We start from the raw sequence: 12,747 nt of genomic DNA, 5'->3' as shown, positions 1-12,747 counted from the left end.
ATTACACCTCCCGCATTCCTAGACCTAGTACAATCGCCAAGCCAGAGCGTTTTACCTGTGGATATTTATCAGTGTCAACTTCCAAAGATAAAGACCCAATTGGATCTATTTGGGTAGTTGGCAAACTCAATCGTTGGGTAAAAAATTCATCTAGCTGTTGAAGTCCACCTCCTGGGCCAGCTAATAAAATCTGCGCTACCTCTAAATTTTCACTTTGATTCAGGTAAAAATCGATGGAACGGCGCAGTTCATCCGTTAGTTCTCCCAAAACTCTCAATATGGCAGCCATACCAGGATCGAGTTCGGTAACGCCAGTTTTACCGCCGTCTATGGGAGTTGCAGGAATAACCATTCCGTGTAACATCTCCATATCTCGTGATGTAGGTAAGCTCATTGCCCTTGCTAAGGCAGTTTGCATTTGATAAGTCCCGATTGGGACTGTGCGCGAAAATTGCGGTACTCCGTTAACGATGATGGCGATTTCTGTACTGTCGAACTCGATATCAACTAGTACTGCTGCTTCTTGTGGGCCAAATTGTCGCAGTTGTTCGCGAATAGTCCGAATTAGCGCAAAACTGTTAATTTCTAAAACATCAATTTGTAATCCTGCCTGCTCGAATGTACTTATATAGGTATCCGTTATCTCCTTGCGCGTGGCAACTAGAAGTACGTGTACTTTTTCAATGCCATCTTCATCTACAAAATACCCAAGTTTCTGATAATCTACATCAGCCTCTTCACGAGGATAGGGTAAATACAAACCTGCTTCATGGTTCAGCACCATTTCTCGCAGTTCTTTATCATCTAACTCTGCTGGCACTGGTATAATCCGAACGATAGAATCTCGTCCTGGAACACCTGTAGCAACGCGAGAAGTTTTGATTTTGCTCTCAGCTAGCGCCTGCTGGATTAATTGCGCCATTGCTGGAGGGTCGTTGATTTGACCATCGGTAACTATCCCTTCTGGAACTGCTACCGATGTATAGATTTCTAGTTTCAAGCCTTGACCCTGCTTGCGTAGCTGAACTACATTCACCCGTTCGGGAGCAAGTTCAATGCCTACCCCTTTTTTCGATTTGCCAAACAGACTATTGAAGCTTTTTACCACAGTTGTGCCCGCTGGACTACTAAATTGAAATATTTAAATTTGTTGCAGTAAAGGCGTTATATATTACGTCTTTACGGGTAATTTATTTAGCCTATAATCTCAACAATTCTGTCTAAGCTTTTCACACCGATCAAGCGTAAAAATACTGGGAAAATGATTCAATTGCGAAAATTTAAACAACTTGTTGCTTTTGTACTGCTTGGCTTATTAACCAGTTGGATTGTAAGTTGCAGTGCAGGTAATGTTAATACAAGTACAAAACAAGCTACTTCAGGAGCGGGAACTGTTGAGTTTTGGACAATGCAACTCCAACCTCAATTTACCGACTACTTCAAAAGCCTAATTGCGAATTTTGAATCGCAAAATCCAGGTATAAAGATTAACTGGGTTGATGTACCTTGGGCAGCAATGGAGAACAAAATATTAACAGCTGTCTCCGCAAAAACGCCACCTGATGTAGTTAACTTGAATCCGGGTTTTGCTTCCCAACTTGCCGGACGAAATGCCTGGTTAGATTTAGATGCGAAAGTCCCGAATGATGTACGTTCCTCCTATCTGCCGAATATCTGGAAAGCAAGCACGCTTAATGGTAAGAGTTTTGGGATTCCCTGGTATCTCACCACACGGTTAACCATTTATAACACTGATTTATTAAAACAGGCAGGTATCAATAAAGTCCCCGCAACCTACGCAGAGTTGGCACAAGCCGCACAACAAATTAAAGACAAGACGGGTAAATATGCCTTTTTTGTAACTTTCGTACCGCAAGATTCTGGTGAAGTGCTGGAATCTTTCGTGCAAATGGGAGTCACCTTAATAGATGCTGACGGGAAAGCGGCGTTTAATTCAGCACAAGGTAAAGCTGCGTTTCAGTATTGGGTAGACTTGTATAAAAAAGGTTTGCTTCCTAAAGAGGCGTTAACCCAAGGACATCGCCACGCGATCGATTTATACCAATCTGGAGAGAGTGCGTTTTTAGCTTCTGGGCCAGAGTTCCTGAAAACGATCGCTAATAATGCCCCAAAAATTGCTCAAGCTTCGGCAATAGCACCTCAACTTACTGGTGACACAGGTAAGAAAAATGTCGCGGTAATGAACATAGTTATTCCTCGCGATAGCAAACAACCAGATGGCGCTGTGAAGTTTGCTTTATTTGTCACCAATGACAAAAATCAGTTAGCCTTTGCTAAAGCTGCAAATGTCCTACCTTCTACAATCAAAGCATTGTCTGATACTTACTTTAAAGATGTTCCAGCTAATGCTTCAACAATAGAAAAAGCGCGAGTTATGAGTGCTCAAGAACTGCCAAAGGCAGAAATATTGACCCCTACCTTGAAGGATTTTAATAAACTGCAAAAGGCTGTTTACGAAAACTTGCAAGCAGCAATGTTAGGGGAGAAAACTGTAGATAAAGCTGTTGAAGATGCAGCGCAAGAGTGGAATCAGAGGTAAATTCGTAATTCATAATGACGCTCGAAGACTCGCTAACGCTACGCTAACGTAATTCGTAATTATGATTTATGAAATATATTGGTGGTTGCTAAAAAGTCACCGATTAAATAAAGGGAACCACACAAAACGATTAAATCGTCTGTGGTAGCGGTTGAGGTTGCGGCTGCTAGTGCTGTGAATAAATCTGGATGGATTTGGCGATCGCTTAATTCGGGACAGAGGCTGTAAGCTAGATTTGATAAGTAGTTTAGATCCGCAGAAGTTCTACCGGGCCAGGGTTCTACTGGTATTGGCACTAAATAAAGGCGATCGCCTGGTCGCAGTAAAGCGGTAAAAATATCAGTATGATCCTTATCGGCAAACATCCCTATAACCCAATTTGCGGGTTTGGGGTTAACTGCGTCTAAGCTATCAACATACTGGCGAAGAACTTGGGCGGCGGCGGTATTATGAGCGCCATCAAGTAATAATTTATGGTTTTTCCAAGTAGTCCATTGCATCCGCCCCGGCCATTTAGTTTTGGTCATGCCGTTAATTATGGCTTCTTCTGAAATCTGCCAACCCTGTTGTTGGAGAATTTCTAAAGCAGCTATTGCCAAAGCTGAATTAGTTAACTGAATTTGTCCCGCTAAGGGCAAAGGGTATTTAATTAATTTTGAATTTTGAATTTTGAATTTTGAATTTTGAATTGTTTCATACTCTGCCCATCCTGTAGCGATTTCACGGACGGGTTGAGGTGTAAAAATTGGACATTGTAATTCTAAGGCACGCGATCGCACCACTTTGTCTGCCTCTGGTGATAATGGCCCAACCACAACAGGACATCCAGGTTTAAGAATACCAGCTTTTTCTCTAGCAATGTCAGCGACGGTAGGGCCAAGTTGTTGCCAGTGTTCCCGGCTAATGGAAGTGATGAGCGTAACCAAAGGTTCCAAGCAAACATTGGTAGCATCTAAGCGCCCTCCTAGTCCGACTTCTATCACAGCCACATCGACTTGCTGCTGGGCAAAATATAACCAAGCAGCCGCCGTAATTACTTCAAACTGAGTTGCCGATTCGTCTTCAGGGCGAATTGCAGCTTGGACTTTTTCTAATAATTGCCTCAATTCCTCAGAGGAAATTGGCTGTTCATTCAGACAAATACGTTCCGTCCAATCAACTAAATGGGGTGAAGTGTAGCGTCCTGTACGATAACCAGCCTCAGTGAGTACCGAGGAAATGTAGGCACAGACTGAACCTTTGCCATTAGTGCCAGCAACATGAATTACCGGGACTTGATGATGGGGATTGCCGAGATTTGCCAACAGATTGACAATGCGATCGAGTCCTAGATGGACGCCAAAGCGTTGTAGGGGTTGTATTACAGAATCAATATCCAAGGTAGGGAAATGGGGAGCAGGGGAGCAGGGGGGGGCAGGGGAGGAGAGAAGACAAGGGGACAAGGGGGAATTGTTGAACAAGTCCTCCCTTATCTTCCCCCTCTTCCTTGTCTACCTTGTCTTTTCTCCATACCCAATGCCCAATTCCCAATGGCATTAATTAATCTATATGAATGAAACCGACTGTCTCCGTAAACAGAAACAGCCGATTAAAGAGTGATGATATTAAGCCTAAATTAGGCTTCCCGATCCAAAAAGCCTTGAATTTGTCTTAAAGCCGCAGCGCCAATATTGAACACTGCCCAGCTAGCGGCAATAACAACTGGTGCTAAAACGATCGCTATACGAAAATCGATATCCATATCTAGAACCCCTCTCTTAAGTAGAAATTAAAGTTTTGTCAACAGCTCTCATTTTTATTTTTAGCTGAAGTGGGCAATTTTTCCAAATACAAATGTAAAGAATGTTTAAATTATGGGGTATTGAGCATTGGTTATTGGGCATAAGAGACAGAGGTGCAAAGAGGCAAGAGGGGAAAAACTGACTGCAACTTCTCCCCGGTCACTGAGCGTAGCCGAAGTGCTGCTCCCCTGCCCTTGTGCCTACTTCCTACTCTCTAAGCCTTGCTAAAACCAATATCAGTACCCTTACCAGCATGAACTAAAGCTAACTTTTGGTAACGTTTAGCGTGTTCAATCAGTTCTGCGGCTTCAACATCTGTTACTTGCCGTAATACTTTACCTGGAATACCGACAACTAAGGACAAAGGCGGTACATTTTTAGTTACCACTGCGCCAGCACCAATAATGCTACCAGCGCCCACTCGTACCCCATCTAAAATTACTGCGCCAATGCCAATCAAACTTCCACGCTCAATGTAAGCAGAATGTACTACAGCGCGATGCCCTACGGTAACATGATCTTCTAAAATTGTTGGAAAACCAGCGTCACCATGTAGAATTGCACCATCTTGAATATTGGTGCATTCGCCAATTTCAATTCGTTCTACATCTCCCCTAACCACTGCTCCATACCAAATGCTCACTCCTGTTGCTATATTTACCGAACCCATAACAACAGCATTGCCAGCAATGAAGGCAGCTTGAGAAAAATCAGGAGATGTCCAGTAAGAAGCGGTAGACACGATAGAATATGAATATGGTACCCAGGAACACTGGAAAAACTCCAACCTTTGAGGCTGGTTGCACAACCAGGATATCACAGCGTCAAGCCTCTACGCTGAGGAAAACACTAGTGAACAATGTTCCTGCCGCAACACCGTGTCTATGCAGCAGCGAGCAAGTAACCCAAAGTGGTTGAGCCGAAGTGTATAATCCAACCCACTAGTGCTGGTGAAGACAAAACTATGTTTGTACGCACTTCATGATGAATCCAGGTTTGCAGTACCCGATGTTTGGGCCGGAAATACAGTGTCCCCATTGTCGCCAGACTATTCCGGCGCTGACACTAACAGATACCTATTTGTGTTCTCGGCATGGCGCGTTTGAAGCTAATCCTAAAAATGGAGAGTTAATTCATTTGCAATCGGGGCGTCATTGGCGGAGGTGGAATAATGAATGGTATAGACAGCATACTCATCCTGATGGTATTCGCTTTGAAATTCACGAAGCATTAGACAAGCTCTATACCCAAGGTTTTCGAGCAACACGAGTAATTATTGCTCGACGCTATCAGGAATTGATGAGTGGCTACTTAGAACGCAGCACGCCTTGGCGTTCTGGACAGCCAGAAGCTACTGCGGCGCGTTTATACGGTTTACCGGTGGAGTTTAGCCCCGATACTTCAGATGATGCCTGTTGGGAAGTGATTAATTTTGACTTGGAAAAAGAGCCTGGTGTCCCTGTACGCTACCCTTATTTCAGGTTGTTTGAGTAATGGTCATTTGTCATTAGTCATTTGTCATTAGTGAATAACAAAGGACAAATGACTAAGGACTAAGGACTAAGGACTAATATGCACCACGCTTCTATTCGGACTGCGAATATTCATCGAGCGATCGCTTTCTACGAACTTTTAGGGTTTACAATTTCGGAACGCTTTACTACAGGCTACACCTTAGCTTGCTGGATGGAAGGATTGGGCGGCAGAATTGAACTGATCCAAATTCCCGAACCAAAACCAGCCCCAGATGCTTTTGCTGATGAGCATTATGTAGGGTATTATCATCTCTCGTTCGATTTAACTGAGATGACACCAGATTTACTTAGCTGGTTGACAATTTTACAAGAACGTGTATTAGTAGCGGCTGAGAGTCAAACCGAAGGATTAGAACCGTTGAAGGTGCTTTTAGAACCGACACAACAGCAAATAGGCGATCGCATTTACGAAGTGGCTTTCATCGCCGATACCGATGGTTTACCTCTAGAATTCATTCGGGTTTTAGTAAAACTCTCGTAATTTAGCTTTTTTATTAGCTTTGTTGCTAATATTTTGTTTTTCTGTATTGTTACTGAAGTCACAGATTTTTTCGTCAGATTAGAGTGTAGTTATTCTCCAAAATAACTATGTAACTTAATTTACAGATAAATCTGCTAAATACATGTATGGATTTTCCAAATTTTATTCTAAATTTTATAAATATCCCTTACCGTTATTACTTTTAAGTTTATGGCTAATAGCTGTTTTTTTGTTGAGCGATCGACCTGCTCATAGCCAACATCCAGTTATATCTACTAACAAAGAAAAATATCAGTCAACCTTGCTAGCAAAAAGAATAATGCCCTCAACACTGACAGAAAATGTCCGCAAGACAGTGATGGAGAATGGTCTAACTGTCCTGACAAAGGAAGTGCATACTGCGCCAGTGGTGACGGTGCAGGTGTGGTACAAGGTTGGCTCGCGTAACGAAGAACCGGGCGTGAATGGCATTGCCCACCAATTAGAACACATGATGTTTAAAGGCACTCGAAATCGTCCAATTCAATTTGGACGTTTGTTTAGTGCTTTAGGTAGTGATTCTAATGCTTTTACCAGCTATGACCAAACTGCATATTACGGTACTGTGGAACGAAACAAGCTGAAAGCGCTCTTGGTGTTGGAAGCAGACAGAATGCGAAATTCCCAGATTGAGCCGGAGCAATTAGCCAGTGAAAAGCGGGTAGTAATTTCCGAATTGCAGGGTTATGAAAATAGTCCAGAATATCGCCTCAACCGTGCTGTCATGCAAGCGGTGTTTCCCAATCATGCTTATGGGTTGCCAGTAGGTGGCACTAAAGCTGATGTCGAGAAATTTGAAGTTGAGCAGGTAGAAAAATATTACCGCAATTTTTACAGTCCCGATAATGCTGTCTTAGTGATTGTTGGAGATTTTCAAACTGCAAATACTCTCGAAACAATTAAAGAAGTATTTGGTAAATTACCCAAGCAGGAGGCAGGGGGCAGGGGGCAGGGGAGCAGCACTTCGGCTACGCTCAATGACCGAGGAGCAGAGGAGCAGAGGAGCAGAGGGGAAAGTCTTTACTCTTCATCTCCCATCGTATTGCGAGAACCAGGAGCAGGGCGGCTGTTACAAGTTGTGTATCCGCTACCGGATGCAAATCAACCGGATGTCCCGGCGTTGGATGTGATGGATTACATCTTGACAGAGGGACGGAATTCTAGACTTTATCAGGCATTGGTGGAATCAGGTTTAGCTAGTGAAGTTACAGCATCCGTCACCAGTTTGCGAGAATCTGGCTGGTATGAGGTGTTGGTGACGGCTGGAGCTAAACAAGATTTGAAAAAAATTGACTCAATGTTGAGTAGTGCGATCGCTAATGTAGCAGAAAAAGGTGTGACATCTGAGGAAGTAGAACGAGCCAAAACTCAATTAACAGCAGATGTAATTTTGAGTAACCGTGATATCACCTCTCAAGCAATGCGATTGGGGACTGATGAGACAACCGTTGGTGATTATCGCTACACAGACCGCTATTTGGCAGCTGTTCGTCTGGTGAAGCCGACGGATGTTGTTGCTGTGATTAACAAATACTTGACAAAAGAAGCGCGGACAGTAGGCTTTTTTGAGCCAACCCAGAAGCGGATAACAGAAGTTTCTGACAAACCAGACTCAGCCCAAACTACAGAAAATTTCTCTCCTGGCGTACCCGTGCTTTTTTCTGAGGTAATAAAATACTTACCACCCGTGGATTTGGCTACAGATGCGTTGCTTGCCGTCGAAGACATCGCCCAAGTCTTACCCCAGGAATTTAAATTGACTAACGGATTGCGGATATTACTGTTACCAGATCGGAGTACTCCCACCGTTACCTTGAGCGGTTATATTCAAGCTGGGACGGAATTCGATCCAGAGAATAAAGCTGGATTGGCTGCTTTTGCGGCAGATAATTTGCTAAATGGTACTAAGAGCAAAGATGTTTCAACTATTGCTAAAGTCTTAGGAGAACGAGGTGCAAGTCTAGACTTTCAAACTTACCGCGAAGGCGTGCATATCGAAGGTGATAGTTTAGCAGATGATTTGCCGATACTCTTAGAGATATTAGCAGATGTTGTAAAAAATAGTACCTTTCCCAGCAAAGAGTTAGAACTGCATCGCCAACAAACTTTAACCGATTTGCAACAGGAATTAGATGAGCCATCAGAAGTAGCCAGAAGAGTATTTGTTCAGTCAATTTACCCGAAAAAACACCCCTTACATACCTTCCCGACAGAGGAGAGTTTACAGCAGATTCAGCGCCAGGATGTGATTGATTTCAAAACTAAACATTATCGCCCAGATACAACAGTGCTAGCGCTGGTGGGAGATTTCGATCTAGACAAAGTGCAATCGCTGATTAAAAATAAGTTTGGAGACTGGGAAGTTAGCGGAAAAGCACCCATATTAAAATATCCCCCGGTGGCAATGCCGCAGAAAGTCGTCAGTGTTAACCCAGTTTTACCAGATAAAGCCCAAGCTGTAACTTATATGGGTTACACAGGCATTAACCGTTACGATCCTCGGTTTCATGCAGCTTTAGTATTGAACCAGATATTGGGAGGCGATACCTTATCTAGTAGACTAGGTGCAGAAGTGCGCGATCGCCAAGGTTTGAGCTATGGAATTTATAGCTCCTTCCAAGCTGGGAAGAATGTAGGGACATTTTTGATTGAGATGCAGACTAGTCCTGAAGATAGCAGTAAAGCGATCGCTAGTACCCGCCAAATACTACAGCAAATCCATCAACAAGGTGTAACTGCACTGGAAGTAGAAACAGCTAAACGTACCCTCATTAGCAATTACAACGTTTCCCTAGCCAACCCAGAGGAATTAACAGATAGAATTTTGATGAATGAGGTCTATGGACTAGATAAAGTAGAATTGCACTCCTTCACTGATAAAATCCAGAAAGTTACCCTTACTCAAGTTAATCAAGCGGCTCGTGAGTTACTCCACCCAGATAAAATCGTAGTCGTTACAGCTGGGCCATCTGTGTTAGCAGAGAAAAGTATTAGGTAGAGATAAGGCACTGGGCATGGATAATATAAAGAATAGGTAAAGTGGTTTTTCCCGCTACCTAATTAATTATTCCTGCTCATTAGCATTGCCTTTTGAGAATTAGTGATGAAAATTTATAACTGTTTTTACGAAATTGTAATTAAATCCCTTAGTTTCACAATTCCTACTTGCGTACAAATATTACGGCGTAACTACGTGATATTAACGTTACTCCTAGCTGTAAATTTCATCGCTGCTACTCCAGCAATGGCGGCGAATTTGTCTGGTGATTTGCTCAAGCAACCAGCTACAGAAATTACAGTTAGCTTAGGTAATTCAGCTAACGAACTCAAGTTTGAGCCAAATCATTTGGAATTTGAGGTTGGTAAACGCTATCAACTACAGCTTAATAATCCCAGCCAACTGAAGCACTATTTTACCGCTAAAGATTTTGCCGATGGCATCTGGACACAAAAAGTTGAAGCAGGCAAAGTAGAAATCAAAGGAGCCATTCACGAACTAGAACTCAAGCCCGGTGCTGAAGCCGAATGGGTATTTGTGCCCCTAAAATCTGGTACTTATGGTTTACGTTGTACAATACCGGGACATACAGAAGCAGGTATGACTGGAGAAATTGCCATCAAAAATTAAAAATAATTGAGATGAATACAACATTTTATTAAATTCTCTGCGTATCTTTGCGCTTAACTTTGCGTCCCTCTGCGTTTAAATTTGAAACCTCAATTCATCACAATTTTAGACCAAACTGTACTAACTCCCATAGTGTTAAATTATAAATATTATTTCTCAATTAATCTAGAGAAAGCATTCATACTTCAGCGTCAAAGCCACCAGTAATTATTAATTTCCCATGAACATTTTCAGTAACTTACTTTCTCAAGCCACTCAACCAGCACCAGCGAAAAAACAGCGCCGAGGAATTGAAATTAAATCGCCGCGTGAAATTGAAATCATGCGGCAATCATCGGCAATTGTCGCAACTGTCCTAAAAGAAATTTCCGAGCTAGTAAAGCCAGGAATGACCACGGCTGATTTGGATGCTTATGCAGAAAAACGCATCCGTGAAATGGGTGCAACACCCAGTTTTAAAGGATATCACGGTTTTCCAGGTTCTATTTGCTCCAGTATTAACAATGAAGCTGTACATGGCATTCCTAGCCCCAAGAAAGTGATTCGTGTTGGAGATGTATTAAAAGTAGATACAGGCGCTTATTTTCAAGGCTTTCATGGTGATTCTTGCATTTCAATTGCTGTCGGTGAAGTGACACAAGAAGCTGCTAAATTAATTCGTGTAGCAGAAGAAGCTTTATATAAAGGCATTGAGCAAGTAAAGGCTGGTGTATACCTGCTTGACTTAGCTGGAGCAATTGAAGATCATGTGAAATCTAACGGCTTTAGTATAGTTGAAGAGTTTACTGGACACGGTGTCGGTCGTAACCTGCATGAAGAACCTTCAGTATTTAACTATCGTACTCGTGAGATGCCAAATGTTAAACTCCGAGCGGGGATGACGCTGGCAATTGAGCCAATTTTAAACGCGGGTTCCAGACACACGCGGACATTATCTGACCGTTGGACAGCAGTCACTATGGATAATTCTTTGTCTGCTCAGTTTGAGCATACAGTTTTGGTGACAGAGACTAGTTATGAGATTTTGACTGACCGTTCTAAGCTGTAATTGTTAGTTGTAATTATCTGTTGTTGAGAGAGGTAAAGCGTTGGAAAAGGACGATTTACCTCTTTACTTTTTTAACGCAATTTGTAAAATATTCAATAACCGCTATATAGCAATTCTGTCTAATTTTTCACAAATGATTTAGGACTGCTGATTAGTCCCTGCATAATTAGTTTTGTAAATAGAAAGCATCTCTTTCGCTTGCACAAAGACAGACGTACTCTCTGGAATAGCTTCTAACAAATTAATTGCTTGCTGCCATTTATCTTGTGCTTGCTGCCGACTTAGTTGTGGATGAGGTGAATTTTTAACAAAGAAATTAGCTTCTGTTGCTAGCTTGTGTGCTAATTCTAAGTTTCCTACAGCTTTCTTTTCAATCAGTACTCTTTTATTGATAGATTTATAGTTAATTTGATAGTAAGCTAATTTCTTCTTTGCCCGATCGTAAACTGATGTTTTAGCAGGAATTTTATCTAATAAAATTATTGCCTGATACCATTTAGTTTCTGCTTGTTGCCAGACTTTTAGCGGATGCGGTGGCTTTTGAACTAGAGAAGCAGCCTCCATACCAAGTTTTTGAGCAGATTTAAAGTTGGCGATGGCGGAACCATCGTCTGTGACGAACGCACTTATTTCTTGAGTTAAACTTAGATTTTGCTCTCTAATTTTCAAACCAGCAAAAGTTAAGATTAATAAACTTGAAGCGATAATCAAAGCTGAACTTACTATTTTTGGTGTTGAAAATTTTGATACTATTTTTAGTTCCTGGCTACTAATTGCTTTTTTACTACTTTCCTGTTCAATCTTTTTCAGGGTTTGTTCTCCCTGTTGAGTTAAAGTATTACCCCGAATAATTAAAGCAGCAATTTGTTCTTGGAAAGAATCACAATCATTGAGAATATCTGTCAATTCTTTAAATTTTCCCTCACTCGATATAATTAATTCGCGATCATCATCTAACCACTCTAAAGCGAAACCAGATTTACCATAAAAAGCTGAGACACCTAATAAAATATTTAATAAGGTTCGACTATTTTTAATAGTACAAAAAATATAATTTAATTTTTCCTGTAACTGTAATAGTTGTTTTTGAGAATCGCTAATTTTTTCAATTTGATGGTTTAAAATATTAGGTTTAGCCAAAGCTAAATCAATTCTTAAGCTGTCATTCAAAGTTTGAAACTCATTCGATATACTTAAATTAATAATATCAGAGTTGAGTTGATTTACTAATTGAAGATCGCTAAGAATATCAGCGGCTATTGCTTGCAAAAAATAACCCCATTCAATCCAATCATCAATTTTTGATTGTAAATCAGTCAATGAAATTTTAGTTTCTGAGTTTCCAAACTTTTCTGCGATCGCTGGATCGACTAATCCCAAATTAGGTATAAATAAAGTAGCTGCTGCGCTCAATCGAGGAAGTGTAGCGATCGCAGAATTATTAGTGCGATCGAATTTCAATTCTTGAGTGATTAATTTTTTAATATTTCGTAGCTGTTCCTGAGCATTATTGATTAGGATAATTTGTTCCATGATTTCATTAGAATCGCCAATAGTCAGTTTTAAATTCTGAATTAGTGTTGGCAATTCACTAACAAGTATTTCTAGGTTAGCCATAAATACCCCTTGGGGATTTGTCGAAAGTTTATGCGGAACAATTAAAATGGCTTGAGTA

Annotated in this window: 11 protein-coding genes; 6 read left to right on the top strand and 5 right to left on the bottom strand. The window is 41.4% G+C overall.

Annotated features, from left to right (window positions below; translation table 11 throughout):
- Window position 1: 1 nt before the first annotated feature.
- Window positions 2–1,108 carry a type IV pilus assembly protein PilM gene (pilM, locus tag AC1F2U_RS11715; protein WP_480261288.1) on the bottom strand — a complete coding sequence of 369 codons (1,107 nt, stop codon included), beginning with the start codon at window positions 1,106–1,108 and terminating at the stop codon, window positions 2–4.
- Window positions 1,109–1,261: 153 nt separating this feature from the next.
- Between pilM and AC1F2U_RS11710 the strand changes: the two genes are divergently transcribed.
- Window positions 1,262–2,560 (top strand): ABC transporter substrate-binding protein, encoded by a 1,299-nt coding sequence (locus tag AC1F2U_RS11710; RefSeq protein WP_480261287.1) that lies wholly within the window; start codon window positions 1,262–1,264, stop codon window positions 2,558–2,560.
- Between the two features lie 59 nt (window positions 2,561–2,619).
- Here AC1F2U_RS11710 and AC1F2U_RS11705 read toward each other — a convergent pair whose 3' ends face one another.
- The 3 genes from AC1F2U_RS11705 to AC1F2U_RS11695 form a co-directional block, all read right to left on the bottom strand.
- Window positions 2,620–3,939, bottom strand: coding sequence for a bifunctional folylpolyglutamate synthase/dihydrofolate synthase (locus AC1F2U_RS11705; RefSeq protein WP_480261286.1), 1,320 nt, complete (start codon window positions 3,937–3,939; stop codon window positions 2,620–2,622).
- 236 nt (window positions 3,940–4,175) lie between these two features.
- Window positions 4,176–4,301: a photosystem II protein Y gene (locus AC1F2U_RS11700; RefSeq protein ID WP_099101230.1), complete on the bottom strand. Its 126-nt coding sequence runs from the start codon at window positions 4,299–4,301 to the stop codon at window positions 4,176–4,178.
- 254 nt (window positions 4,302–4,555) lie between these two features.
- Window positions 4,556–5,083, bottom strand: coding sequence for a gamma carbonic anhydrase family protein (locus AC1F2U_RS11695; protein WP_094347391.1), 528 nt, complete (start codon window positions 5,081–5,083; stop codon window positions 4,556–4,558).
- Window positions 5,084–5,325: 242 nt separating this feature from the next.
- Here AC1F2U_RS11695 and AC1F2U_RS11690 point away from each other — a divergent pair, with 242 nt between their 5' ends.
- From AC1F2U_RS11690 to map, 5 genes are all read left to right on the top strand, one after another.
- On the top strand, window positions 5,326–5,835 hold the full coding sequence (locus tag AC1F2U_RS11690) for a TIGR02652 family protein (protein WP_442936020.1): 510 nt from the start codon (window positions 5,326–5,328) through the stop codon (window positions 5,833–5,835).
- Window positions 5,836–5,913: 78 nt separating this feature from the next.
- Window positions 5,914–6,357, top strand: a complete 444-nt coding sequence (locus tag AC1F2U_RS11685; protein ID WP_480261285.1) for a VOC family protein — start codon at window positions 5,914–5,916, stop codon at window positions 6,355–6,357.
- 142 nt (window positions 6,358–6,499) lie between these two features.
- Window positions 6,500–9,394, top strand: coding sequence for a M16 family metallopeptidase (locus AC1F2U_RS11680; RefSeq protein WP_480261284.1), 2,895 nt, complete (start codon window positions 6,500–6,502; stop codon window positions 9,392–9,394).
- 105 nt (window positions 9,395–9,499) lie between these two features.
- Window positions 9,500–10,024: a plastocyanin/azurin family copper-binding protein gene (locus AC1F2U_RS11675; RefSeq protein ID WP_480261283.1), complete on the top strand. Its 525-nt coding sequence runs from the start codon at window positions 9,500–9,502 to the stop codon at window positions 10,022–10,024.
- A gap of 220 nt (window positions 10,025–10,244) precedes the next feature.
- Window positions 10,245–11,072, top strand: a complete 828-nt coding sequence (map, locus tag AC1F2U_RS11670; RefSeq protein WP_480261282.1) for a type I methionyl aminopeptidase — start codon at window positions 10,245–10,247, stop codon at window positions 11,070–11,072.
- 138 nt (window positions 11,073–11,210) lie between these two features.
- Here map and AC1F2U_RS11665 read toward each other — a convergent pair whose 3' ends face one another.
- On the bottom strand, window positions 11,211–12,689 hold the full coding sequence (locus AC1F2U_RS11665) for a hypothetical protein (protein ID WP_480261281.1): 1,479 nt from the start codon (window positions 12,687–12,689) through the stop codon (window positions 11,211–11,213).
- Window positions 12,690–12,747 lie beyond the last annotated feature (58 nt).

It is taken from the genome of Nostoc sp. LEGE 12454, from assembly GCF_056620565.1.
Note: the sequence above shows the minus strand (reverse complement) of the source record. Positions and strands in the feature narration are given on the sequence as shown.

Bases quoted from the DNA above. Each gene is read 5' to 3' on its own strand.
- AC1F2U_RS11710 (WP_480261287.1), top strand. From the start codon at position 1,262: ATGATTCAATTGCGAAAATTTAAACAACTTGTTGCTTTTGTACTGCTT.
- AC1F2U_RS11700 (WP_099101230.1), bottom strand. From the start codon at position 4,301: ATGGATATCGATTTTCGTATAGCGATCGTTTTAGCACCAGTTGTTATT.
- AC1F2U_RS11690 (WP_442936020.1), top strand. From the start codon at position 5,326: ATGAATCCAGGTTTGCAGTACCCGATGTTTGGGCCGGAAATACAGTGT.
- AC1F2U_RS11685 (WP_480261285.1), top strand. From the start codon at position 5,914: ATGCACCACGCTTCTATTCGGACTGCGAATATTCATCGAGCGATCGCT.
- AC1F2U_RS11680 (WP_480261284.1), top strand. From the start codon at position 6,500: ATGTATGGATTTTCCAAATTTTATTCTAAATTTTATAAATATCCCTTA.
- AC1F2U_RS11675 (WP_480261283.1), top strand. From the start codon at position 9,500: ATGAAAATTTATAACTGTTTTTACGAAATTGTAATTAAATCCCTTAGT.
- map (WP_480261282.1), top strand. From the start codon at position 10,245: ATGAACATTTTCAGTAACTTACTTTCTCAAGCCACTCAACCAGCACCA.
- AC1F2U_RS11665 (WP_480261281.1), bottom strand. From the start codon at position 12,689: ATGGCTAACCTAGAAATACTTGTTAGTGAATTGCCAACACTAATTCAG.